Below are 23782 nucleotides of genomic sequence, written 5' to 3'. Positions count from 1 at the left end.
CTATTTCGATCGCCTGGGAGTTCCAAGACTCGCCTAACCTCAACTTCTCGAACCGCCCGGTGCGGACCCGCATGCCGGGTGGTGTGGCAGGGGTCAGCCAGGTAATCTAGCCGCCCCTATGCCGATTTTTGCCTTGGAACTTGTCTAATGCCTCGAGAGCTAAGGCAGGATAAGGCGGAAACAGCCGAGAAAGCGACGTTTACACAGGGTAAATGAGCATTCCGAAGACGTTTTCAATGCCATATTGCCGACGTGTTGCAGCCTTTAGACAGGTTCTTAGGTATGTGGTACAGAAGCTGATGGTGCGATCAGCCAAAGTCCAGGCAATTGAGCAGATCGCCTGGTGGTGTCCCGCCATTGGCCTTGAATGCTTCGTTGCGTAGCGAGATGCCTTCGAGTTCCGGCAAACCATGCAAGCGCGTAATCAGGCGGGCAATCGAGGAGGTGTCGTAGTAGCTATGATCGACATACCCCTTTTTTGCATACGGCGAAATGACCAGCGCCGGAATACGTGAGCCGGGCCCCCAACGGTCTCCTTTGGGGGGGCTGACATGGTCCCACCAGCCACCGTTTTCATCAAAGGTGATGACAACCATCATGTTTTGCCACTGTGGACTATTTTGCAGGTGGCTGATGATATTGCTGATGTGTTGGTCGCCCGATTCGATATCGGAATAGCCCGCATGTAGATTGAGGTTTCCCTGAGGCTTGTAGAAGGTCACTGCGGGCAATTTGCCGGCCAATGCATCCGCAATAAAGTGGTTGTCACGTGGACTGTCTCCGAGGCCCCCATCGCGCAAATGTTGTTGGCGTGCGTCTGTCCCGGGTGCATAGGCCTTGAAATAATTGAATGGCTGATGATGCGCCTGGAAGTTGGGCTGATTTGGTCCGCCACGGCCTTCAAGCGCAGCACCCCATCCTCCCCCATACCAAGCCCAGCTGACATTTTTTGCCGATAGCAAATCGCCAATCGTGGCGTAGGTTTGCGCTGGCTGCGTCATGCTGTCTGCCGGATCTGCCAAGTTAGGGTCACCCTCGTGTGCAGGCTTGACCCAGCTAGGTTGGTACGCTGGCGCCAGCGTATTGACGATATAGCCGTCTGGGGTGATAGCGCCATCCCGTACGAATTTTGGCGCACCATCCATGGCCGAAGCGGGAGACTTGTCCGATACCTTGAGGCGTGGGCTATCAGGTGCGCCTTCAACTACAGCAATCTTGTCCTTGGCTGGGCTATTGCCGGCATCGGGGTATATACCGGGGCGGCAGGCGATCAGGTATTGATGGTTGAGGTAGGAGCCGCCAAATGCGCCCATGAAAAAGTTGTCGCACAACGTGTATTCGCGCGCAATACGCCACAGATTGAGACGGGGCCCTGCTTCACCATAGTTGCCCATTACCAGACTACCGCTATTGCCCCAAGCGACGAACTGGTCGTTCTTGCCCTCATTGATTTGCATCTGGTTTTGATAAAACAGATGCCATAGATCGCGTGTGATGACGGAAGTGGGTAGCGGTTTGCCCTTGGTGTCGTTCAGGCGGAAGGGGGCATTCGGCAGATTCTGGATTTCGTCTTCAGCGATAAGATAGCTTTCGCCGCCGATTTGCTGGCGGCGTTGCACCATGCCGCCCCAAACTTTGGGTAGTTGGGTAAACGGTTGTCCGTTGCGGTCGATTTGGCGATAGCGCTCTGGGGGCAGTGCCGACATCGGACTGGCCACACCGGGGAAATTGCCAAACAGGTTATTGAAGCTACGGTTTTCCAGATAGATGACCACGACGGTCTTGATATTTTGCTTTAGTGCTTCGTCGCGATTCAAGGCATGGCCGGGCTTAGGTTTGCTGGGGGTTGGTGCATTGCGTTGGGCTGCACTAGTAGGCAAAGCACCACCCAGGCTGATGGTGGCCAGCCCTTGGAGTAATTTACGTCGGCTTGGGTCGAACGTTGTCTCTGCCGCCATATCGGCGGGCTTGTTCTTGTTGTCATTCATTGAATTGGCCTGCGTTTGAGAGAGTGGGGGCTGAGAGCCTGTGTACAGGCGTACTACGGACCCCGATTTTGGAATATTTGTTAGGAGATGGTGTAAGCCTGCGAGTTGTGTAATGTCGGACTAATAGCAGCCTACCAACAGATTTGGAGAGTATTGCTGCAGCGCTGAATTATGACAGATTGGTGTCAAGTTATTACACCTGGGGCTTCCGACAGGATTCCTGTCTTATTCAGAGTGCTACACCCAAAAATTGTGTGATAGCGTTCCGCTGGCTTCCACTTCAATTTGGTCTGCTAACCAATCTTCCGGACGCCAATCTGACTTATTGATTACGGGCCGCTAGCGCCACTGCAGCTTTTGATGCGACAGCCTTGCCCAGTTGAGCGGTGATAAAGCGGCCGGCAGCAGACAGCTTTTCCAGGTCGACACCTGTTTCAATGCCCATCCCATTCAAGAGGTACACCACATCTTCTGTGGCGACATTGCCACTGGCGCCCTTGGCGTAGGGGCAGCCACCCAGTCCCGCAGCCGAGCTGTCGATAGTGGCCACACCCAGTTCCAGCACGGCATAGAGGTTGGCCAGTGCCTGTCCCCAAGTGTCGTGGAAATGGACGGCGAGCTGCGCCATGGGCACCACGCTGGCCACGGCAGTCAGCATCGCGCGGGCTTTGGTAGGCGTGCCTGTGCCGATGGTGTCGCCTAACGAGACTTCATAGCAGCCTATGTCGTACAACGCCTTGGCAACGCGTACGACGTCCGCAATGGGTACGTCGCCTTGGTAGGGGCAGCCTAGCACACAGGACACATAGCCGCGCACGGCCACGCCATCTTGTTTGGCTGCAGCCATTACGGGCGCAAAACGCGCCAGGCTTTCATCAATGCTGCAATTGATGTTCTTTTGTGAGAAGGCTTCCGATGCGGCGGCGAAGACAGCGATTTCATCGGCACCGACCGCCCTCGCGGCCGCGTAGCCTTGCATATTGGGCACCAATACGGGGTAGCGCACGCCAGGGCGGCGTTTCAGGCCTTGCATCACTTCATTATGGTCGGCCATTTGCGGCACCCATTTGGGTGAGACGAAGGCAGTCACTTCGACTACGCTGAGTCCTGCATCGGCCAGCTGGTCGATAAAGGCCAGCTTGGCTTGCGTTGACACTGAGGCTTTTTCATTTTGCAGGCCGTCGCGCGGGCCGACTTCGACAATCTTGACACGTTGAGGAAATGTCACGGGTGAGTCTCCTGCTGCAAATGCAATGGGTTGGGAGCGAATGCTGCCCCAGTTTAATAGTGCCATTTGCGTTAACGGAACAAGTGGGCGCAAAAAAGCCGGCTTGGAATCTGTTTAAAGTCTCGCGAGCCAAGGCAAGACAAGGCGAAAACAGCCGAGGAAGCGCAGTTTACGATTGGTAAATGAGCATTCCGAGGGTGTTTTCAACGCCGTATTGCTGACGCGCAGCAGACTTTAGACAGGTTCTTAGGCTGGCTTTGAGGGTTACCAGGGTACGTCTACAACACTGGCTTGTGCAGGTTTCGCTGCTGGGGGAGGGGCCGCTATCGGCACTGCTGTTGAACCCATGGCGCTCTCACCGAGCTCACCGCCCAGTGCGTCTATCACTGCATTAACGAGACTACGACCTTCCTGAACCAGCAACGTCAGGGTGGTGTCGTACATCGCTGCGGCATCTTCGGCGTCGGCATCCTTGATTTTGTCTTCCAGCAGGTCCAGGAAAGCGAGGCGCTTGATCTGTAGTTTTTCGTTCAGCACGAAGGACAGGCGGTCATCCCAGCTTAATGCCAGTTGCGTGACCATCTTGCCGCTTTTCAGATGTAGTTTGACTTCGTCTGAGCTTAGATCGTGTCGACGGCACGTCACTTGGGCGCCGCTATCGCCCGGGGCTTTCAACGTGCAATCCGCATCCAGTGTGAAATTGGGCGGTGCATCGTGTTCCAGCCAGGTACTCATTGCGGTAACGGGGTCCAGCTGGGTTTGCACCAGCTTGGTAGGCAGGCTGCCCAGCGTTTCTCGCAGCAATTGGGTTAAGAGTTCAGCTTTGGATGAGGATGCGGTATCGACCCAGATCCAGCCGGCTTCGAAGTCGATGATCGCGCGCAGTACATGGGAACGACTGAAAGCACGGGGCATCAGTTCATCGGCGATGCGCTCGCGGATTTCCTTGGCTTCCTTCTTCCCGATCTTGCGCAATTCTTTGTCTTGGATGTCGGCAATGCGCTCTTCTGCCATTTCCTTGACCACACTGGCAGGGAGCAGTTTCTCTTCAGTCTTCAGCGCAATCAGCATCGCGCCCGAATTGGCGTAAGCGAAGATATCAGGCGCATGGCTACCTGGCGGAATCCAGCCTGCGGCCATTCTTTCATTGCTTGCAGCGGGGATGAAAGCACGCTTTTGCAGTTCGGCATCCAGTTGGTTGGGGTTGAGCTTGCTCAAATCCGTAATGCGATAAAGTTGTAGATTCTTGAACCACATAAGGTGACTTCCTGCGATAAGACTTGGTCGCGGATTGTAGTGCATTCCGGCGGAATTTTTCGTTTGAACTATCGGGGCATGCATGAGTCGGCTTGATAGGAATTCTCATTATGAGATACTAAATGCATCTGTCGCATTTCCCCTGTTCCTGGAGTTTTACCCAATGAAGTTTTTCCCCTTGTTAATGGTCGCAGCCCTTGCCGCGACTGTGCCGGCCATGGCCGAAGAAGTGACCTTGTATTCGGCTCGGATCGAGTCGTTGATCAAGCCACTGCTGGATGCCTACACCAAGGAAACGGGCGTGCAAGTGAGGTTTGTCACCGATAAAGAAGGCCCCTTGATGGAACGGCTGAAGGCTGAAGGGGCGAATACACCGGCGGATATTCTGCTAACGGTGGATGCTGGCAACCTCTGGCAGGCTCAGCAGCTGGGGCTGCTCAAGCCGATTAAGTCCACTGTGCTGGAAGCCAATGTGCCGGCTCATCTACGCGACCCACAGGGCGAGTGGTTTGGTTTATCGGTGCGTGCCCGCACGATGTTCTACAATACCGAGCAGGTGAAACCATCGCAGCTATCGACATACGAGGATTTGGCCGACCCCAAGTGGAAGGGAAAGCTATGTCTGCGTACTTCGAAGAAGGTTTATAACCAGTCCTTGGTTGGTACTATGATCGCCCGCCTGGGCGAGCCCAAAACCGAGCAGATTGTGCGTGGTTGGGTGGCCAATCTGGCGACCGACCCGTTTGCGGATGACACCATGATGCTGAAAGCGATTGCCGCGGGGCAATGTGATGTCGGTATCGCCAACACCTATTATTTCGGGCGGCTGATCGATAAGAACGCCAAATTGCCATTGGCGGTATTCTGGCCGAATCAAAAGACCAATGGGGTGCATGTGAACATTTCTGGCGCCGGGGTGACCCGCTACGCTAAAAATGAGAAGGGCGCGATCAAGCTGCTGGAATGGTTGTCGAGTGAAAAGGCCCAGAATCTGTACGCTGATGTCAACATGGAATACCCTGTCAACCCCAAGGTGAAGCCGGACCCCAAGGTTGCAGCATGGGGTGATTTCAAGCACGACTACATCAATGTTGCCAAAGCTGGGGAGTTGCAGACCACCGCAGTTAAATTGATGGACCGGGCCGGATATCGTTAAATCAATACACTAAGCTTTAGTTGCCGGCTGGATTTTGGTCGGTCGTAAGTTCCGATTGTTTTCATGCCAACGGCCGCTTAGCGGCCGTTGGCCTTGTTAGTGATATGAGCGCTCAAATTGAGACTTCTACCCTCCCTTTGCGGCCCATCCTGCTTGGCTTGCGTCGCGGTTGGGACGAGAACGTGCTGGCTTGGCTGATTGCCGCCATTACCTTGTTGCCTTTGGCGGTGGTGCTGGCCAGCCTGCTGCAACCACAAGCCGATATCTGGGCGCACCTCACTGAATTTGTCCTTCCCGGTCTGTTGGTGAATACGGTCTGGCTGGTGGCAGGTGTTGGATTGGCTACGCTGGCATTGGGTGTATCGTTGGCTTGGCTCACGGCTATCTACGACTTTCCCGGTCGCAAGTATTTTTCCTGGGCATTGGCATTGCCCTTGGCCATGCCGGCTTATGTGCTGGCCTTTGTGCAAATCGGTTTGTACGACTTCACTGGCCCTGTGCAGACGTTGATACGTGAAATGTGGGGCAATTCACATTGGGTGCCACCCATACGATCGCGCGGAGGGGTGATTTTGACGCTGACCTTGGCGTTGTATCCCTATGTATACCTGCTGGCGCGCAACGCTTTCCAAACCCAGGGGCGACGTGCCCTAGAGGCGGCAGCCTCGCTGGGGCTCAGCCGGCGGCAAGGGTTCTGGCGGGTAGCGCTGCCGATGGCCAGGCCGTGGCTGGTGGGAGGTGTCACCTTGGCGTTGATGGAATGTCTGGCTGATTTTGGTACGGTGGCTACGTTCAATTACGATACATTTACGACTGCTATTTATAAAGCCTGGTTCAGCTTGTTCAATCTGACGGCTGCTTCACAATTGGCGTCTTTGTTGGTGCTGATGGTATTTGTGCTGGCGCTGATGGAACAGCATGTGCGCGGTGACAAACGCTATACGGCGTCGGGTAGGTTGGCGCACGGTCGACGGGAACGGCTGCGGGGCGCGCGTGGTGCGCTTGCTGCAATGGTGTGTTTATTTGTGCTGGCCTTGGCCTTTTTGATTCCTTTGGCACAGTTGTTGTGGTGGGCGCAGTCGGTAGCGGTCGATCAACTGGATTTACGCTATTTCGGTTTTATCGGGCGCTCATTACTACTTTCTGCTGGTGCGGCTTTGCTGGTCGTGTTGCTGGCTCTGGGTTTGGCGTATGCAGTACGGCGTCGTACCAGCCTAGCGAGTCGGGTTGTTGCGCGGCTGGCGACGATTGGCTATGCCATACCCGGTACGGTGTTGGCAGTCGGTGTTTTCATCCCTATCGCTTGGTTGGATAACCGGCTCGTTGAGTGGGTGCATGCATTAGGTTGGGGAGAGCCTACGCAACTGATCAAAGGCACATTGGCGGTAATGTTGCTGGCTTATGTCGCACGCTTTCTGGCGGTGGCTTTCGAGCCTACCCAGTCCGCCATGCAGCGCATTACGGCCAGCCAGGAAGAAGCGGCAGCTTCAATGGGGTTGGGTCGTCGGGCAGTATTGCGGCGTATCCATCTGCCCATGTTGCGAGGTGGTTTGCTTACTGCAGCGTTGATGGTGTTTGTGGATGTGATGAAAGAAATGCCCATTACCTTGATGACCCGGCCATTTGGCTGGGACACACTGTCGGTGCGGGTATTTGAGATGACCAGCGAGGGGCAGTGGGAAATGGCTGCCTTGCCCGCTGTGGCGATTGTCTTGGCAGGGTTGATCCCCGTCATCCTGTTGGCTTGGCATACGGAGAAGCACACGTGAGTGAAGCACAGCTGGTTCTGGATCAGGTTGAGATGGCTTATGGCCAGAAGGTCGTGCTTCGTCATTTGTCCTTTACCCTGGCGGCAGGCGAGATCGGTTGCCTGCTTGGCCCCTCAGGCTGCGGTAAGACAACAGCACTGCGTGCGATTGCAGGCTTTGAGTCGATTCAAGCTGGCTGTATTCGCCTTAATGACGATGAGATTGCCAGTTTACAGCAGCAGTGGCCAGCGCAGCTGCGTGGCATCGGCATGGTGTTTCAGGATTACGCACTGTTCCCTCATCTTACGGTGGCGGGGAACGTTGGTTTTGGTCTGCAAGGTTTGGATCGGCGCAACCACCGCGCCAAGGTAATGGAGCTATTGGAAGTGGTTGGCCTGGCTGGGCATGCCGATGATTACACCCATGTGCTTTCCGGCGGCCAGCAACAACGGGTGGCATTGGCCCGGGCACTCGCGCCTTCGCCACGGTTATTGTTGCTCGACGAGCCCTTTTCGAATTTGGATGTGGAGTTGCGCGAACGCCTGTCACAAGAGGTGCGCGATATTCTCAAGGCGCGTGGTATGACGGCCTTGTTGGTTACCCATGACCAGCACGAAGCATTTGCGCTGGCGGATCGAATTGGCGTGATGGAAGGGGGTCAGCTGCGCCAATGGGATAGCGCCTATGCGCTTTATCATGAACCGGCGGACCGTTTTGTGGCCGACTTTGTTGGCGAGGGAGCCTTCTTGCCTGCGACGGTGATCGCACCGGGTGAACTGGAGTTCGAGCTGGGGCGGCGTGCCTGCCCATCAACCGTGGAGAGCCTACCAGGGCAAGCTGTACAAGTGCTGCTGCGCCCGGACGATATCCTGCATGACGATGACAGCACCTTGAAGGCAAGGGTAGTGAAAAAGGCGTTCCGCGGGGCACAATTTCTCTACACGCTGGCGCTGCCCTCTGGGGCAACCTTGTTGAGTCTGGTGCCGAGCCACCATGATCATGCTATTGGTGAGTCTATTGGTATTCGTTTGGAAATCGATCATCTGATTGCATTCAGCTGAGTTTCCTGGCTAGAAAATACAAAAGCCACCGTTATCTTGGTGGCTTTTGACTTTCTGATAGAAGGGCGGCTTAGTCTTCGCTACTGCCCAGCTGTGATTGCAGGTAGTTCTGATAGCCGATTTGCTCGATCAAGCCAAGGTTGGTTTCCAGCCAATCGATATGCTCTTCTTCGCTGGTCAGGATATATTTGAAAAGGTCGCGGGTTACGTAATCCTGCACCTTCTCGCAGTAGGCAATGCCTTCCTTCAACGGTGTCAGCCCTTCCAGCTCCAGTTTGAGGTCGCATTGCAGCGCTTCCTTTACATCTTCACCGATGTAAATCCTTCCGAGCTCTTGCAGATTGGGTAGGCCTTCCAAGAACAAGATGCGTTCAATCAGCTTGTCGGCATGCTTCATCTCGTCGATGGACTCGTGATACTCGTGCTCGTTGAGTTCTTTGAAGCCCCAGTTCTTGAACATCCTGGCGTGCAGGAAGTATTGATTGATGGCAGTCAGTTCGTTTTTCAACACTGCATTCAGATATGCAATGACCTTTTTGTCGCCCTTCATGATGGCCTCCTAGCAAATTCAAGCGCAAAAAGCGGCATAGCCGCTCTACACCCCTAAGCTTAGGCAAGCTGGGGTAAAGCGGCAAGCAGGAATTTCGGAGGGGGATAATCAGGCGGGCATGAGTACGATACAGTTTCCTCGGCTGGCGTTCATTTGCTGGCGCTTACTTTCAAGCAATAGCGCACGTGCATCCGGTGCACATTTTCCACAACAACCTGCGACACCCAACTCTATGCGTAGGTCGCGCATTGAGTCGCAGCCATGTTCAACGGCACGGAGAATCTGCTTGTCGGTCACTGCGTTGCAAATGCAAACGTACATGATGGTTTTAGTGATGAGAATACTTTTTGAATGATATGAATTCCCATTATGTTATGCAAGTAGAATTTGCTAACAACTTGGGCCATAAAGAAAAACACCCGCAACCGCGGGTGTCTACTTGATTAGATTGAACGGTCCTAGCCGGCCCGTAGAATGGCATTGGGGCTGGATTCCAGCCAACGTTTGATCCGATTGGCATCACCAATCCGTGTTTGTCTGCCAGCCGAGTCGAGCAGCACGATTACCACCGGAGTATCGTTGATGATGGCTTGCATTACCAAGCATTTACCGGCCTCGGAGATATAGCCAGTCTTTGAGATGCCAATCTGCCATGTACTGTTCTTCACCAAGGGGTTGGTATTGTTGAAGTGGTACTCACGGCCGTTGACCGACGAGATAAAGCTGTATTCCTCACTGGTTGAATAGCCACGGATCTCTGGATAGTGGTTTGCTGCTTGAACCAAACGTATCAGATCATCTGCGGTAGAAACGTTTGCGCTGGTAAGGCCGGTTGGATCTTCAAAACGAGTTTTTTGCATGCCCAACGATTGAGCAGTGCGATTCATGCGTGCAACAAACGCCGCCGTGCCGCCAGGAGAGGTGCGTGCCAATGCATGGGCGGCACGGTTTTCCGACGACATCAACGCCAAATGCATGATTTCGCCACGGGTAAGCGTGGTGCCGACCAGAAGGCGTGAACTGGAATTCTTCAGCGTATCGACATCTGCGTCGGTGATGGTGATGGTCTCATGCAGTGGAAGCTGCATATCCAATGTAACGATTGCCGTCATCAGTTTGGTGATCGATGCTATAGGCGCCACGCTGCGTGCATTTTTTTCAAATATGCGTTCGCCAGACGAGGCGTTTACCACCAAAGCGGCGCTCGAGAAGAGAGAAAGCTCGTCCAACGTGGAGGGCAAAGTAGAAACACGGGCAAAGCGCGCCTTGCTTGGGCGCTGCGGTACCGTTGCAAGTCTTGCAACTTTTACTCTTCGTTGTTTATTGATGAGGGTGGATTTACTGCGTTTTGAATGCGTTGCCGTCTGTTTGCTTGTCGGGTGGGCAGCGGACTTTTTCGTCTTGCCTTGGCTACTATGGGCTTTTTTGGCAGGTTTAGCCGCCTCAGCATGCAGTGGCAGAATAACCAGACTGAAGACAAGGAAAGCACTGAGAAGCGCGGATAAACTGGACAGCATGCTGCGCCTCTTAGTCAGTGACGAATAATATAAAAATAATACAACGGCAATGTAGAAATTTCCATGAAAATCATCGGATAAGCAAAGGCTTTTTTATATTCCATTTAAATTACTGTTTGCCTTTTAAGCACTTAGATTATTAAATGACAAAAATATTATGTAATGCTTGTATTTAATTGTTGATTCCTGCTTGGCAATAAAGCATTTGACTGGGCTTGTGTAGGGGCTGGTGCCGTGTCTAAAATGCCCACGCAATTAAATTGTTGCGACGCAGCAAATCATCTTCCGAGTCCGCAGTGAACAATAGATGGAGGTAGCATTGAGCCAGTCCAGCACCGAAACATCCCAGTTCGATGAATTCATGCAGTCACTCACGGAAACCAATCGTAGACTCTTCGAGAGTTTTGTATCCGGTATGCAACCGGCTGCGCAGGGGGATTCTTCGGCAACCTTGGATCAATTCATGCAGGGTCTGATAGGTAATACCCAGCATTTGTTGGGTATGCAAAGCAGTTATTACCAGCAGCAGATGAATTTGTGGGCGGGTTTATTGGGTGCCCAGGACAAGCCAAACCAAACTCCGACCAAGGGTGACCGTCGCTTTGCCGCGCCGGAATGGGGCCAATACCCACTGTTTGAATACATCAAACAGCATTATCTGTTAAGCGCGAAGTGGCTGAACGAGCTGGTAGACGGTGTGCCGATGGACGAGCCCACGCGTGAAAAGGTAGGGTTTTATACCCAGCACTTTATCGATGCGATGTCGCCAGCCAATTTTGCTTTGACCAATCCCGAAGTCATCAGACTGGCCTTGGATAGCAAGGGCGAGAGCTTGGCTGAAGGGATGCGCAAGTTATCGGAAGATATGGCAAAAGGCCATATTTCGTTAACCGATGAATCCAAGTTTGTGGTAGGTGAGAACCTCGCTATCACACCCGGCAATGTGGTGTTTCAGAGCGAGCTATTTCAACTGATCCAGTACACGCCGACGACGGAGAAGGTTTACGAGCGGCCGTTGTTGTTTATCCCGCCGGCGGTAAACAAGTATTACCTCATGGATTTGCAGCCGGAAAATTCCATGGTGCGTCATTTTGTTGCTCAGGGGTACACCGTTTTCATGGTGTCCTGGCGCAGCATCACGCCCGAGCTAGGCAAGCTGAGTTGGGATGATTACGTCGAAAGTGGCGTCATCAAAGCGGCTGAAGTGGTGCGCGAGATCGGTAGGCAGGACAAGATCAATGTGCTGGGTTTTTGCATTGGCGGGGTGTTATTGGCTACCGCCCTGGCTGTGATGAAGGCGCGAAAGCTTGATTGGTTTGAAAGCGTGACGTTCATGACTTCGCTGATTGACCATACCGACCCGGGCGAGCTCCGGCAGTTTGTTGACGAGAATCTGGTGTGCGCACGCGAGGCAAAATTGCTCGAAGGTGGTGTGGTCAGCGGCAAGGAGCTGGCGCGTGCCTTCTCAATGTTGCGTGCCAACGACCTGATTTGGAACTACGTCGTCAACAATTACTTGAAAGGCAGGACCCCGCCGCCGTTTGACCTGCTCTACTGGAACAATGACTCAGCCAACCTGCCGTTGCCGATGCATACGTTTTTCCTGCGCAATATGTATTTGGAGAATAATCTGGCCAAACCCGGCGCTATGCAGGTGTGTGGCGTGCCGGTTGATGTGAGCGAGTACGATTGGCCCATCTATATCTTCGCTGCCCGTGAAGACCATATTGTACCGTGGCAGTCCGCTTATCGCGGTACCCAACTACTTGGCAGCAAGCAGCTTCGGTTTGCCTTAGGGGCTTCCGGTCATATTGCCGGGTCGATCAACCCGGTGGGCCCTGGCAAACGCAACTATTGGGTGAATGAAGCATTTCCGGTGAATGCAAATGACTGGTTGGAAGGCGCCGAAAGCCGGCCTGGTAGCTGGTGGCAGGATTGGGACAACTGGTTGATTCCCAAGTCGGGACAGATGCGTGCCGCCCCAAAAAAGGCTGGCAATGCCAAGCATAAAGTCATCGAACCCGCGCCGGGTACCTACGTAAAAGCCAAAGTCGGTTTAGACTGAGGCCAGTGTAACTACCTATCCACCTCGCGAAAGCGGGGTGAAGTAAAGCGAATCACGCCCGGCACTATAATAATTTCAAGTGACCCAAGCGCGATCCTCACCACCCTTGCAGGAGTAATCATTATGTCCGAAGTCGTTATTGTTGCTGCGCAGCGTACTGCCATTGGTTCCTTTGGCGGCAGCTTGGCCAAGGTTTCTGCGCCAGAACTGGGTGCTACCGTTATCAAGGCATTGCTGGAAAAGACAGGTGTCGCACCTGATCAAATCGACGAGGTTATCCTTGGCAATGTTTTGCAGGCAGGTTTGGGTCAGAACCCGGCCCGTCAAGCCTCAATCAAGGCAGGCATTCCGGTTACCGTACCGGCGCTGACGATCAATCAGGTGTGCGGTTCTGGTTTGAAGGCAACGCATCTTGGCGTGCAATCGATTCTGGCGGGTGACGCGGATATCGTGATTGCAGGCGGCCAGGAGAACATGTCACTGGCCCCGCACCTATTGATGAATAGCCGTGATGGTATCCGCATGGGCAACGGCACCTTGGTCGACAGCATGGTGGCTGATGGGCTGACCGATGTGTACAACAACTACCATATGGGTGTTACGGCGGAGAACATTGCTGCCAAATATGGGATTAGCCGGCAAGAGCAGGATGAGCTGGCGTTGGCTTCCCAAAACAAAGCTGAGGCAGCGCAAGTTGCAGGCAAGTTTGCTGGTGAAATTGTTCCGGTCATGATTCCACAGCGCAAAGGCGACCCCGTGGTGTTTGCGACTGATGAATACATCAAAGCTGGCACCACCATGGACGCCCTGCAAAAACTGCGTGCCGCCTTTAACAAGGAGGGCACCGTCACGGCGGGTAACGCGTCTGGCCTTAATGATGGCGCTGCAGCCGTGATGTTGATGAGCGCCAAGAAAGCGAAAGAGCTGGGATTGAAGCCATTGGCCCGTATTGCCGGCTATGCCTCTAGTGGCGTGGACCCCAGCATCATGGGCATGGGTCCGGTGCCTGCAACACAGCGCGCCTTGGTGCGGGCGGGTTGGACTCTGGACCAGATTGATCTGATTGAAGCCAACGAAGCTTTTGCCGCCCAAGCATTGGGTGTGGCGCGTGAACTGAAGTGGGATTGGAACAAGGTGAATGTAAACGGCGGTGCGATTGCATTGGGCCACCCTATTGGCGCATCGGGTGCCCGGGTTTTGGTCACCTTGTTGCACGAAATGGCCCGCCGTGACGCTAAGAAGGGCTTGGCAACTCTGTGTATTGGCGGCGGCATGGGTGTAGCGCTTTGCGTTGAACGAGTCTAGGCCTTCTGATAAAGCCGGGTTTGATGCCCGGCTTTTTCTTTCTGTATCTCACTCATACAGCATGATGGCGGAGCGTATAATTACATCCTGACTTTTGCTGGAGTTGCGATCATGGCCTTGCTGTTCAAAGATACGACTTATGTTTCCGAAACCACGCAGTTCTTGCGTGAATTCCTCGACAAGAACCCAGAAGTAGCAAAAGGCCAGATTGAAGGCCGGGCTTTACTGTGGGACAAGCAGATCGACCGTGGTTTGCAGAAGGAAACGGAAGCCGGCAGTGTGCAACAGAAAGCCTATGTTTATCAGCCTGAGTAGGGCTTGAGGTTGGGTAAACAAAAAAGCGGCCTCAAGGTCGCTTTTTTATTGGTCGACTCAACACAATAGGCTTTAGATTCTGAACAGGTTCTTAGCCCAGCTTTTCCAATCCCCCCATATAGGGCCGTAGCACTTCGGGCACTGTCACTGAACCATCGGCATTCTGGTAATTTTCCAGCACCGCCACGAGGGTGCGGCCCACAGCCAGACCAGAACCATTCAGCGTATGCACCAATTCATTCTTACCAGCGTCATTCTTGACCCGCGTTTGCATACGGCGCGCTTGGAAGGCTTCGCAATTGGATACCGAGCTGATTTCGCGATAGGTGTTCTGTGCCGGTAGCCAGACTTCCAGATCGTAGGTCTTCACGGCGGAGAAGCCCATGTCGCCCGTGCACAGAGTGACGACGCGATAGGGCAAGACCAGCTTTTGCAGCACATTCTCGGCATGTTGACGCATCGCTTCCAAAGCGGCGAAGCTTTGGTCGGGTGCGACGATCTGCACCATTTCCACCTTGTCGAACTGATGCTGGCGAATCATGCCCCGCGTGTCGCGGCCATAACTGCCGGCTTCCGAGCGGAAACAAGGCGAGTGGGCAGTCAACCGGATTGGCAACTCTTCGGCCTTGAGCAGGCTGTCACGCACCGTATTGGTCAACGAAATCTCCGAGGTCGAGATCAGGTATTGGGTCTGACCATCTTCGCCACCACGTTCGACGCGGAACATATCGTCGCCGAATTTAGGCAATTGCCCGGTGCCGAACAACACCTCTGGGTTGACGATATAAGGCGTATAGCACTCGGTATAGCCATGCTCGTTGGTCTGGGTATCGAGCATGAACTGGGCGAGTGCACGATGCAGTTTGGCAATCTGGCCCTTCAGTACCGTAAAGCGAGCGCCGGAAAGCTTGGCACCGGTCTCGAAATCGAGGCCAAGTGGTGTGCCAACGTCAACATGATCCTTGATGTCGAAATCAAAGGTGCGCGGGGTGCCCCAGCGATGCAGTTCTACGTTGTCGCTTTCATCCTTGCCAACGGGCACTGATTCATGGGGCAGGTTGGGGATATTGAGCAATAGCTCGTTGAGCTTGTCCTGCAGCGCCGCCAAGTTGGCTTCGCAGGTTTTCAGTTCATCACCCAGGTGGGCGACGCTGGCCATGATGGGGGCGACGTCTTCTCCTTTGGCTTTAGCCTGGCCAATGGCTTTGGACTTGGCATTGCGTTCAGCTTGTAGGTCTTGCGTACGGGTTTGCAGTGCTTTGCGTTCGTTTTCCAGCGCAGCGAAGGTCGTGGTATCGAGGCTAAAGCCACGCGTGGCCAAGAGGGCAGCAACACCATCCAGGTCGTTGCGGAGTTGTTGAATATCTAACATGGCGAACCTGTTCTTGTTGAATGGGTATGCAGGAAATAGTGGACTGGACCGATTTTAACCGGCCGATGTGATAGCGGACAGTGCAAGCCAAACCTAGCTTAGCTAATCACTGTCCTTGCGAGATCGGGCAGTTTCGTCGAGTTGGCGCAGAAAGGTCATTTTTTCACCAATCTTAGCTTCCAATCCGCGTGGGACTGGCTCGTACCAATGGGGGGCGGCCATGCCTTCGGGCAGGTAGGTTTCACCGGCGGCATAGGCATGGGGTTCGTCGTGGGCGTAGCGGTACGCGTGGCCGTAACCGAGTTCCTTCATCAGCTTGGTGGGCGCGTTGCGCAGATGCACCGGTACTTCGCGCGATTTATCCTGTTTTACAAATGCCCGTGCCTGGTTGTAGGCCGTGTAGCCGGCGTTACTCTTGGCGGCAATGGCCAGATAGATGACGGCCTGGCCCAGCGCCAGCTCGCCCTCAGGGGACCCCAGCCGCTCGTAAGTAGTGGCTGCATGGTTGGCGATCTGCATCGCGCGAGGATCGGCCAGGCCGATATCTTCCCAGGCCATGCGCACAATGCGCCGTGCCAGATAACGGGCATCTGCGCCGCCGTCCAGCATCCGGCATAGCCAATACAACGCTGCATCGGGGTTGGAACCGCGTACTGATTTGTGCAGGGCTGAAATCTGGTCGTAGAAATTGTCACCACCCTTGTCAAAGCGCCGGGCGTTCAGACTCAACGCATTCTGGATCAAGTCCGCGTCAATCTTGCTGGTCTTGGCAGCTTGGGCGGCGGTATTGGTCTGCTCCAGCAGATTGAGGAAACGCCGTGCATCGCCATCGGCATAACCTACCAGCGTATCGATGGCGGCTTCGTCGAATTCAAGATGCGCTAGGACGGTTGCACGTGCGCGTGCCAACAATTGCTTCAATTCATCATCGGTCAGCGATTTCAATACATATACTTGCGCGCGCGACAACAGGGCAGAGTTGACCTCGAACGATGGATTCTCGGTCGTAGCGCCAATAAAGGTCACGAGCCCGGATTCTGTGTAGGGAAGCAACGCATCTTGCTGTGACTTGTTGAAGCGATGGATTTCGTCCACAAACAATATGGTATGGCGGCCTTGCGCCAGATATTGCTCGGCTTGATCCATGGCTGCACGAATATCCTTCACGCCTGAAAACACCGCGGAAAGCGCAATAAACCGGCATTCGAAGGCGCTGGCGGTCAAACGGGCTAGTGTCGTTTTGCCTACGCCGGGCGGGCCCCAAAGAATCATCGAGTGCGGCTTGCCCGACTGGAAGGCCAGCTGCAAAGGCTTGCCGTTACCAAGCAAATGACTTTGCCCGATCACTTCTTCAAGGCTCCTGGGTCGTAGGGCTTCGGCAAGTGGTGGGATGGGTTCTACTTTGAACAAGTCGGGCATGGTAATCAGACAACAGAACAGGTTGTCAGTTTAAAGGATGGAAGCACCGTGCGGCAGTTTTGCAAAGCGCAATGGCACCTAATTTAACCAGCAAAATCAGTCTGCAGAGACGACATCAGCACCTTTGGGCGGGGTAAAGTGAAAGCGTTCGGCATCAAGCTTGGGGTTCCGAACCACTTTGCTAAAGCGAATCTGTGTGGTCTGACCAAAACTATCGGCCAGTTCCATGGCAATCGGCTGTGCATCCTTGAAGCCAATGCGGACCCGCTCAAAACCTGTGTCGCGGTTCTTGGGTGTTGCTTCCACCCACTCCAGCCCATCACGTTTTCCAGCGTCAGCCAGCGTGTAGGTCTTGTCCAGGTTATTGCTGCCTGCCAGCAGGGCTGCTGGGCTATCGCCGAGCGCACGGTCCAACTGCTTGTTGGTTACCTGATTCAGGTCCGGGTCGTAAATCCATAATTGTTTGCCGTCGCCTACCACGCGTTGTTCATACGGCTTGGTGTAGAGCCAGTCGAAACGGCCTGGGCGAAGAATCGCCATGGTACCGCTGGCTTGCTGTTGTTTGCCTGCCTTCTGGGTAACCGTCTGTTGGAATTCGGCCGTAAAACCCTTTGTTTGCTCAAGGAAGTTATTGAGCTGCTCAAGGCCGCCTGCGAAGCTGGGCAGGCTGAGTGCAAGTAACAGTAGATAGCGCATTTGTCGACAGCAGATGAGGTGGTAGCGGGGAAGGAGAGTCTAGCATGCAGGACTGAATGCCCTCTGAATGCATCAGAACAACAAAGCCCCGCACGGGGCGGGGCTTTGGGTGCGGCAAACAGCGGTTTACTGCTCGACTGTTGCGTAAATCTGTACTTCTACGCGACGGTCTGGTGCGTAACAAGCCACCAATTTCTTGCGGTTCTTTGCCACTTTCTTGCAATCAGCCGGCTGGGTGACTGGGGTTTCGGAGCCCATACCCTTGGAGGTGATCATGTCGGCAGGTACACCCTTGCTGACCAATTGCTGACGAGCAGCAGCAGCGCGCTCTTCAGACAGCTTCTTGTTGGCGGCAGCCTTACCGATGCGGTCGGTGTGGCCTTCGACTTCGATTTTGGTCTTGGCTGGGTCATATTTACGTTCCAACAACACACCGGCAACAGCGTTCAGTGCGTCTACGCCTTCCTTCTTCAGCGAACTCTTGCCGAAGTCGAATAACGCTGCGGCATTCAAAGTCAGGGTTTCCAACTTCTTCGGTGTAGCCAGCCTTACCGGTGGCACGGGTGTCGGGGTGTCGACAACCACTGGCGTGGGCAGGGGCGCAGCTTTCTTCGGCACCAAGTCAGGATCGCACTCTTCCGTAGCCTTGTCCTTCGTGAAGGAACTGGTGTGCCAGCATAGGCCAAAGCCACTGCGAACAGCCGGGGCGCGGGTATCGGTGGCGTAGCCGTCGTTCGCAGCGGATGCGGTGACAGCCGAGAAGCCCAGAACAGCCAATACTGCAGACTGAACCAAGGTGCGTTTCATCTTATGATGCATAGTTACTCTCCGTTGGGTAGAGATAGGAATCTGGTTTTAACAAGTTGTTGCCATTGCCACATCGGGGCCGAGTTTACTTGACGCTTTCAGCGCGCCGCAATTAGGAGAATATGATAATTGCGCCTGAATTGGAGCCATGGGTTGCCACGTGGTAAAATTTTTGCTTAATTCGCCTGCCTAGACGGTAAAAAATGACCGATTTACAACAATTTGCCAAAGAGACGATTCCGGTTAGCTTGGAAGAGGAAATGCGTCGCTCCTATCTCGACTATGCAATGAGCGTAATCGTGGGGCGTGCACTGCCGGACGTCCGTGATGGGTTGAAGCCTGTGCACCGCCGGGTTTTGTTTGCCATGCAAGAGGCCAATAATGTCTGGAACAGGCCCTATGTGAAGTGTGCTCGCATCGTCGGCGATGTGATGGGTAAGTACCACCCACACGGCGATAGTGCCATATATGACACACTTGTGCGTATGGCGCAGGATTTTTCGTTGCGCTACACATTGGTCGATGGGCAAGGTAATTTCGGCTCTATCGATGGCGATAACGCTGCCGCCATGCGTTATACCGAGTGCCGAATGGAGAAAATTTCCGTCGAACTCATGGCGGATATCGACAAAGAGACGGTTGACTTTGTTCCCAACTACGATGGCAAAGAGTTGGAACCTTCAGTCTTGCCGACCAAGTTGCCCAATCTGCTGGTCAACGGATCGACAGGTATCGCGGTCGGCATGGCGACCAATATCCCCCCGCATAATCTGGGGGAGGTTATCAATGGTGCACTTGCCCTGCTGGCCAACAGCGAGTTGAGTATTGACGAGCTGATAGACTTGATCCCGGCGCCGGACTTCCCTACGGCCGGTATTATTTACGGTATTGCCGGCGTGCGCGAAGGCTACCGCACCGGCCGTGGCCGGGTTGTGATGCGGGCCCGCACCCATATAGAAGAAGTCAGCCGTGATAAGCAGGCCATCATCGTTGATGAGCTGCCTTATCAGGTCAACAAAAAGATCCTGATCGAAAAAATTGCCGATCTGGTTCGGAATAAGCAGATCGAAGGCATTGCCGACCTGCGCGACGAGTCCGACAAGTCGGGTATGCGCATTTATATCGAGCTGAAGCGCAGCGAATTGCCTGAAGTCGTATTGAACCACCTCTATAAGCAAACCGAGCTGCAGTCTAGCTTTGGCATGAATATGGTGGCATTGGTCGACGGCCAACCTCGCCTTCTCAATCTCAAGCAGATCCTTGAAGCCTTCTTGCGTCACCGCCGCGAAGTGGTGACGCGCCGTACTGTGTTCGAGCTGAAAAAGGCGCGAGACCGGGCGCATACCTTGGAGGGCTTGGCGGTTGCGCTATCCAACGTCGATGAGGTCATCGCGCTGATCAAGGCGGCGGCGACGCCACCCGAGGCCAAAGTGGCCTTGATGTCGCGCGAGTGGCGTTCGACGCTGGTTGAAGAGCTGCTGAACCGGGTTGCCAGCCATCAGGCACGGCCGGAATGGCTGGCGACAGAGTTTGGCCTCAAAACCAATGGCTACCGTTTGTCGGATGCTCAGGCTCAAGCCATTCTGGACATGCGTTTGCAACGTTTGACCGGCCTGGAACAAGACAAACTTGAGGCTGAATATCGCGAAATCATGGACAAGATTGTTGATTTGCTCGACATCCTGGCCCGCTCTGAACGTATTACCGAAATCATTGTTACCGAACTGAACGAGTTGAAAATCCAGTTTGGCGATGGCCGCAAGTCTGAGATCGTGCCATTTGGTGAAGACATCAGTCTGGAAGACCTGATCACCCCGCAGGAAATGGTCGTGACCCTTTCGCATACGGGTTACATGAAGGCCCAGCCACTGGATGAGTATCGTGCCCAGAAACGAGGCGGTCGTGGTAAGCAAGCAACGGCGACGAAGGACGATGACTTTATCGACAATTTGTTTGTCGCCAACACGCACGACTATGTGCTGTGCTTCTCGTCGCTCGGCCGGGTTTACTGGATGAAGGTCTACGAAGTACCGCAGGGTGGCCGGGCTTCACGTGGCCGTCCTATCGTCAACCTGCTGCCTTTGCAGGAAGGTGAGCGGATCAACGCCATTCTGCCGGTGAAGGCCTTTACGGATGACCATTTTGTCTTCATGGCCACCCAGCGTGGCACGGTAAAGAAAACGCCGTTGTCGGCATTCTCCAACCCGCGCAAGCTTGGCATTATTGCTGTCGCGCTCGATGAAGGCGACCAGCTGGTTGGTGTGGCGATTACCTCGGGTAATCATCAGGTCATGTTGTTCTCCTCTGGCGGCAAGGCAGTGCGTTTCGATGAAAACGATGTTCGTCCGATGGGGCGTGATACCCGTGGTGTGCGTGGTATGACGCTGGCTGAAGGCCATGATGTGATTTCCCTCCTGGTGGCCGATTCAGAGGATTGGCAAGTGCTTACCGCTAGCGATGGTGGGTATGGCAAGCGCACCCAGATTGCAGAATTCCGTCATACCAGCCGTGGTACCCAAGGTGTGATTGCTATGGAGCTCACCGAAAAGACCGGTTTCAATTTGGTCGCAGCGAGTCTGGTCACGGAAATTGATGGCCTAATGCTGATTACGACAGGCGGTGTGCTAATTCGTACTACGGTGAAGGAAGTACGGGAAACCGGTCGTAGCGCCCAGGGAGTGCGGCTTATCAACCTGGATGCTGGCGAAACCTTGTCGGGTATCGTCAAGGTGGCGGATACAGATGAAGAAGAAATAGAAGAGCTGGACGGCGTGGAGGAGTTGGGCGATGCAGCTGGCGAGGAAGGTACCGCCGAAGGAGCCTGATTTTGACAGAGCCCATTCAATATTTATTGCACTTACTTTAATTTGAGCTTGTGTGCTGTTCAAAATCCTCGCATACATACTAGGTATGCGCGGGTTTTGTGTAGCGCCTTGCTTTATAAAGCGTGCGGTTGTAGATGCTGAATGGGTTCCTAGGGTTGCCTGAAAGGGCTGCCCGGAGAAACGCTGAGATGCAGAATTTACCCTTGCCGGTACTCAATCCGGCATTGTTCAACGACGTGGCGCGCTGGTTTTGCCAGATACCCCACTCGGCTACGATGGGTCTTGAGTTTGTAAATGGAGAGCGCAGTCGCGCCACCCTACGGTTACCTTACAACACTGCCCTGGTCGGCAATCCACGTACAGGGGTACTCAATGGTGGGGTGATGACCTCCCTGATTGATACCACTAGTGCGTTGGCCGTTTTCTCGATGTTGGAAGAGCGAGAGGCGATTGCGACGCTCGACCTGCGTATTGATTATCTCCGTGGCGCTACACCTGGCCAGCCTGTGTATTGCACGGCCGAATGCTATCGCCTGGGGCGGCAGATTGCCTTTACGCGCGCAACGGCTTATCAGGAAGGCAACGACCAGCCCATCGCCCATGGGGTAGCGACATTTATGCGCGAATCCAGCCAGGCACAGCTTGGTTCGAAGCAGGGAGCTTGAGATGGTGCAATTAGAGTCTCTACAAGCTGCCAAGGAGTCAGGCAACTACGACGATGTGATTGATCAGATTCCGTACGCCAAGCTATTGGGCGTGGTGATGCGGGAGGACAGTGAGGGGCAGCCTATCTTTGAGTTGCCTTTCAGCGATCACAATATTGGGAATGTCCACCTGCCAGCGCTACATGGTGGTGCGATTGGCGGCTTTCTGGAAAATGCCGCGTTGTTGCATCTGGTATGGGCGCGAGAGTCCAATGATGTGCCGCGCACCATCGACTTTTCGCTCGATTTTCTACGTTCGGGCAAAGCGCAAAGCCTGTATGCACGGTGCGATATCACCAAGCAGGGTAAGCGGGTAGCCAATGTACGTATGACTGCATGGCAAGAAGATGAGCGTAAGCCGATTGCTGTGGCGCGTGCACATTTTCTGCTTTCTTGAATTGAATAGGTGAAGGCGAAAATAGAGTGCCCAGGCAGCCAAACTTTGCCCTGGTTGTCCTGTCAAAATACTGTCTCTACGCTTTGGAGCGCACATGACCCCAGTCTTCAATTTCAGCGCTGGCCCGGCTGTTTTGCCCAAGGAAGTCCTGCTGGAAGTACAGCAAGAGCTGCTGGATTGGCATGGTAGCGGCATGTCGGTGATGGAAATGAGTCATCGTGGTCGTGAATTCATGCAAATTGCTGCTGAGGCTGAAGAAGACTTACGTTCTGTGATGGGTATTCCAGGTAACTATCGTGTTTTGTTCCTGCAGGGTGGGGCGACTACCCAATTCGCCATGGTGCCAATGAATCTGCTACGTGGCCGCAAGCACATTGATTTTATCGAAACGGGTCACTGGTCCAAGCTGGCGATGAAAGAAGCACGCAAGTTTGGTGAGGTGCAGGTGGCGGCCAGTGGCGAGGACCGGGCCTACACGTATGTGCCCGCAGAAGCGGATTGGCAGCTCAATCCTAATGCCGCCTATGTGCATTACACGTCTAATGAGACGCTGGGCGGCGTGGAATTCCCTTATGTGCCAAGCACCGGCGATACGCCTTTGGTCTGCGACATGTCATCCAATTTCCTGTCGCGGCCGGTGGATGTCAGCAAATTTGGTCTGATCTATGGTGGTGCCCAGAAGAATATCGGCCCGGCTGGCTTGACCATAGTCATCGTACGGGAGGACCTGCTGGGCCAGACCCTGCCCGGTACGCCTACCATGTTTGATTACAAGATCCAGGCGGAAGGTGATTCCATGTACAACACGCCCCCCACCTTTGCTATCTACGTGGCGGGTTTGGTATTCAAATGGATACAGCGCCAAGGTGGCCTGAAGGCGATTGAGCAGCGCAATATTGAAAAAGCGGCATTGCTCTATGAAACCATCGATACATCAGACGACTTCTATAATTGCCCTGTAGAGAAAGCCTTTCGTTCCCGCATGAATGTGCCGTTCAAGCTCAATGATGTGCGCCTTGATGAAGACTTCATCAAGCAGGCCAGCGCGCGCAATCTGTTACAGATCAAGGGTCACCGAGTGACAGGTGGAATGCGGGCAAGTATCTATAACGCCATGCCCTTGGAGGGTGTGAAAGCGTTGACGGGCTTTATGCAGGATTTTGCCCGCAACCACGGTTGAACCTTTGCTGGTGGGGGTTGGCAAGCGCCGAAGGTGCTCGGCTCAAATGATGTTTGAACTGGAACATCGGCATAGGGGCGACCAGATGTTCTGGCCGACCCCTGCCACACCACCCGGCATGCGGGTCCGCACCGGGCGGTTGGAGCAGTTGAGGTCAATCTGCCTCCAATTGAAGCACATCGCCCGGTTTCG

Annotated in this window: 20 protein-coding genes; 10 read left to right on the top strand and 10 right to left on the bottom strand. The window is 54.2% G+C overall.

All coding sequences use genetic code 11. The features are described 5' to 3' along the window. Positions 1 to 308: 308 nt before the first annotated feature. The 3 genes from CSQ89_RS13140 to CSQ89_RS13130 all read right to left on the bottom strand — a co-directional run bounded on the left by CSQ89_RS13140 (position 309) and on the right by CSQ89_RS13130 (position 4473). Positions 309 to 1988: an acid phosphatase gene (locus CSQ89_RS13140; RefSeq protein ID WP_099406602.1), complete on the bottom strand. Its 1680-nt coding sequence runs from the start codon at positions 1986 to 1988 to the stop codon at positions 309 to 311. Positions 1989 to 2310: 322 nt separating this feature from the next. Next, positions 2311 to 3216 carry a hydroxymethylglutaryl-CoA lyase gene (locus tag CSQ89_RS13135; protein ID WP_099406601.1) on the bottom strand — a complete coding sequence of 302 codons (906 nt, stop codon included), beginning with the start codon at positions 3214 to 3216 and terminating at the stop codon, positions 2311 to 2313. A gap of 264 nt (positions 3217 to 3480) precedes the next feature. Next, positions 3481 to 4473: a recombination-associated protein RdgC gene (locus CSQ89_RS13130; protein WP_158228992.1), complete on the bottom strand. Its 993-nt coding sequence runs from the start codon at positions 4471 to 4473 to the stop codon at positions 3481 to 3483. 163 nt (positions 4474 to 4636) lie between these two features. Between CSQ89_RS13130 and CSQ89_RS13125 the strand changes: the two genes are divergently transcribed. The 3 genes from CSQ89_RS13125 to CSQ89_RS13115 all read left to right on the top strand — a co-directional run bounded on the left by CSQ89_RS13125 (position 4637) and on the right by CSQ89_RS13115 (position 8438). After that, a complete protein-coding gene (locus tag CSQ89_RS13125; protein WP_099406599.1) occupies positions 4637 to 5629 on the top strand; it encodes a Fe(3+) ABC transporter substrate-binding protein in 993 nt (330 codons plus the stop codon). 104 nt (positions 5630 to 5733) lie between these two features. After that, positions 5734 to 7398, top strand: a complete 1665-nt coding sequence (locus CSQ89_RS13120; protein ID WP_099406598.1) for an ABC transporter permease — start codon at positions 5734 to 5736, stop codon at positions 7396 to 7398. Then, on the top strand, positions 7395 to 8438 hold the full coding sequence (locus CSQ89_RS13115; RefSeq protein ID WP_308418150.1) for an ABC transporter ATP-binding protein: 1044 nt from the start codon (positions 7395 to 7397) through the stop codon (positions 8436 to 8438). The genes CSQ89_RS13120 and CSQ89_RS13115 overlap by 4 nt, the downstream gene beginning before the upstream one ends. Positions 8439 to 8508: 70 nt before the next feature. Here the strand turns inward: CSQ89_RS13115 and bfr are convergent, their stop codons facing one another. The 3 genes from bfr to CSQ89_RS13100 form a co-directional block, all read right to left on the bottom strand. Next, positions 8509 to 8988, bottom strand: a complete 480-nt coding sequence (bfr, locus tag CSQ89_RS13110; protein WP_099406597.1) for a bacterioferritin — start codon at positions 8986 to 8988, stop codon at positions 8509 to 8511. A gap of 108 nt (positions 8989 to 9096) precedes the next feature. Then, on the bottom strand, positions 9097 to 9309 hold the full coding sequence (locus tag CSQ89_RS13105; protein ID WP_099406596.1) for a (2Fe-2S)-binding protein: 213 nt from the start codon (positions 9307 to 9309) through the stop codon (positions 9097 to 9099). 137 nt (positions 9310 to 9446) lie between these two features. Beyond that, positions 9447 to 10505, bottom strand: a complete 1059-nt coding sequence (locus CSQ89_RS13100) for a D-alanyl-D-alanine carboxypeptidase family protein (protein WP_099406595.1) — start codon at positions 10503 to 10505, stop codon at positions 9447 to 9449. A 319-nt stretch (positions 10506 to 10824) separates the two neighbouring features. Between CSQ89_RS13100 and CSQ89_RS13095 the strand changes: the two genes are divergently transcribed. The 3 genes from CSQ89_RS13095 (at position 10825) to CSQ89_RS13085 (ending at position 14190) form a co-directional block, all read left to right on the top strand. Beyond that, a complete protein-coding gene (locus CSQ89_RS13095; protein ID WP_199065510.1) occupies positions 10825 to 12570 on the top strand; it encodes a PHA/PHB synthase family protein in 1746 nt (581 codons plus the stop codon). 123 nt (positions 12571 to 12693) lie between these two features. Then, complete coding sequence (locus CSQ89_RS13090) at positions 12694 to 13875, top strand: acetyl-CoA C-acetyltransferase (RefSeq protein ID WP_099406594.1); 1182 nt, start codon at positions 12694 to 12696, stop codon at positions 13873 to 13875. Positions 13876 to 13986: 111 nt separating this feature from the next. After that, on the top strand, positions 13987 to 14190 hold the full coding sequence (locus CSQ89_RS13085) for a DUF3460 family protein (RefSeq protein WP_186293391.1): 204 nt from the start codon (positions 13987 to 13989) through the stop codon (positions 14188 to 14190). A gap of 91 nt (positions 14191 to 14281) precedes the next feature. On the opposite strand, the gene serS is transcribed toward CSQ89_RS13085, so the two are convergent. From serS to CSQ89_RS13065, 4 genes are all read right to left on the bottom strand, one after another. After that, positions 14282 to 15562 carry a serine--tRNA ligase gene (gene serS, locus CSQ89_RS13080; RefSeq protein ID WP_099406593.1) on the bottom strand — a complete coding sequence of 427 codons (1281 nt, stop codon included), beginning with the start codon at positions 15560 to 15562 and terminating at the stop codon, positions 14282 to 14284. A 102-nt stretch (positions 15563 to 15664) separates the two neighbouring features. After that, entirely contained in the window at positions 15665 to 16981 is a 1317-nt protein-coding gene (locus CSQ89_RS13075; RefSeq protein WP_099406592.1) for a replication-associated recombination protein A, read from the bottom strand. 96 nt (positions 16982 to 17077) lie between these two features. After that, positions 17078 to 17677, bottom strand: coding sequence for an outer membrane lipoprotein chaperone LolA (gene lolA, locus CSQ89_RS13070; protein WP_099406591.1), 600 nt, complete (start codon positions 17675 to 17677; stop codon positions 17078 to 17080). A 126-nt stretch (positions 17678 to 17803) separates the two neighbouring features. Further along, a complete protein-coding gene (locus tag CSQ89_RS13065) occupies positions 17804 to 18496 on the bottom strand; it encodes an OmpA family protein (RefSeq protein ID WP_099406590.1) in 693 nt (230 codons plus the stop codon). Between the two features lie 191 nt (positions 18497 to 18687). Here CSQ89_RS13065 and gyrA point away from each other — a divergent pair, with 191 nt between their 5' ends. From gyrA to serC, 4 genes are all read left to right on the top strand, one after another. Next, positions 18688 to 21309: a DNA gyrase subunit A gene (gene gyrA / locus CSQ89_RS13060; RefSeq protein WP_099406589.1), complete on the top strand. Its 2622-nt coding sequence runs from the start codon at positions 18688 to 18690 to the stop codon at positions 21307 to 21309. A gap of 188 nt (positions 21310 to 21497) precedes the next feature. Beyond that, positions 21498 to 21974 (top strand): PaaI family thioesterase, encoded by a 477-nt coding sequence (locus CSQ89_RS13055; protein WP_099406588.1) that lies wholly within the window; start codon positions 21498 to 21500, stop codon positions 21972 to 21974. Position 21975: 1 nt separating this feature from the next. Next, positions 21976 to 22410 (top strand): PaaI family thioesterase, encoded by a 435-nt coding sequence (locus CSQ89_RS13050; protein WP_099406587.1) that lies wholly within the window; start codon positions 21976 to 21978, stop codon positions 22408 to 22410. Between the two features lie 94 nt (positions 22411 to 22504). Continuing rightward, positions 22505 to 23590, top strand: a complete 1086-nt coding sequence (gene serC / locus CSQ89_RS13045; protein WP_099406586.1) for a 3-phosphoserine/phosphohydroxythreonine transaminase — start codon at positions 22505 to 22507, stop codon at positions 23588 to 23590. Positions 23591 to 23782 lie beyond the last annotated feature (192 nt).

Origin of the sequence: Chitinimonas sp. BJB300 (genome assembly GCF_002735695.1) — a bacterium.
Classification (GTDB): domain Bacteria; phylum Pseudomonadota; class Gammaproteobacteria; order Burkholderiales; family Chitinimonadaceae; genus Chitinimonas.
The sequence above is the reverse complement of the archived record's forward strand: the minus strand, read 5'-3'. Positions and strand labels throughout refer to the sequence as shown.

What these genes read in the sequence shown, in the direction of transcription:
- CSQ89_RS13140 (WP_099406602.1), bottom strand. Translation starts at nt 1,988, where the DNA reads ATGAATGACAACAAGAACAAGCCCGCCGATATGGCGGCAGAGACAACG.
- CSQ89_RS13130 (WP_158228992.1), bottom strand. Translation starts at nt 4,473, where the DNA reads ATGTGGTTCAAGAATCTACAACTTTATCGCATTACGGATTTGAGCAAG.
- CSQ89_RS13125 (WP_099406599.1), top strand. Translation starts at nt 4,637, where the DNA reads ATGAAGTTTTTCCCCTTGTTAATGGTCGCAGCCCTTGCCGCGACTGTG.
- CSQ89_RS13120 (WP_099406598.1), top strand. Translation starts at nt 5,734, where the DNA reads ATGAGCGCTCAAATTGAGACTTCTACCCTCCCTTTGCGGCCCATCCTG.
- bfr (WP_099406597.1), bottom strand. Translation starts at nt 8,988, where the DNA reads ATGAAGGGCGACAAAAAGGTCATTGCATATCTGAATGCAGTGTTGAAA.
- CSQ89_RS13105 (WP_099406596.1), bottom strand. Translation starts at nt 9,309, where the DNA reads ATGTACGTTTGCATTTGCAACGCAGTGACCGACAAGCAGATTCTCCGT.
- CSQ89_RS13100 (WP_099406595.1), bottom strand. Translation starts at nt 10,505, where the DNA reads ATGCTGTCCAGTTTATCCGCGCTTCTCAGTGCTTTCCTTGTCTTCAGT.
- CSQ89_RS13090 (WP_099406594.1), top strand. Translation starts at nt 12,694, where the DNA reads ATGTCCGAAGTCGTTATTGTTGCTGCGCAGCGTACTGCCATTGGTTCC.
- CSQ89_RS13085 (WP_186293391.1), top strand. Translation starts at nt 13,987, where the DNA reads ATGGCCTTGCTGTTCAAAGATACGACTTATGTTTCCGAAACCACGCAG.
- serS (WP_099406593.1), bottom strand. Translation starts at nt 15,562, where the DNA reads ATGTTAGATATTCAACAACTCCGCAACGACCTGGATGGTGTTGCTGCC.
- CSQ89_RS13075 (WP_099406592.1), bottom strand. Translation starts at nt 16,981, where the DNA reads ATGCCCGACTTGTTCAAAGTAGAACCCATCCCACCACTTGCCGAAGCC.
- lolA (WP_099406591.1), bottom strand. Translation starts at nt 17,677, where the DNA reads ATGCGCTATCTACTGTTACTTGCACTCAGCCTGCCCAGCTTCGCAGGC.
- CSQ89_RS13065 (WP_099406590.1), bottom strand. Translation starts at nt 18,496, where the DNA reads ATGCATCATAAGATGAAACGCACCTTGGTTCAGTCTGCAGTATTGGCT.
- gyrA (WP_099406589.1), top strand. Translation starts at nt 18,688, where the DNA reads ATGACCGATTTACAACAATTTGCCAAAGAGACGATTCCGGTTAGCTTG.
- CSQ89_RS13055 (WP_099406588.1), top strand. Translation starts at nt 21,498, where the DNA reads ATGCAGAATTTACCCTTGCCGGTACTCAATCCGGCATTGTTCAACGAC.
- CSQ89_RS13050 (WP_099406587.1), top strand. Translation starts at nt 21,976, where the DNA reads ATGGTGCAATTAGAGTCTCTACAAGCTGCCAAGGAGTCAGGCAACTAC.
- serC (WP_099406586.1), top strand. Translation starts at nt 22,505, where the DNA reads ATGACCCCAGTCTTCAATTTCAGCGCTGGCCCGGCTGTTTTGCCCAAG.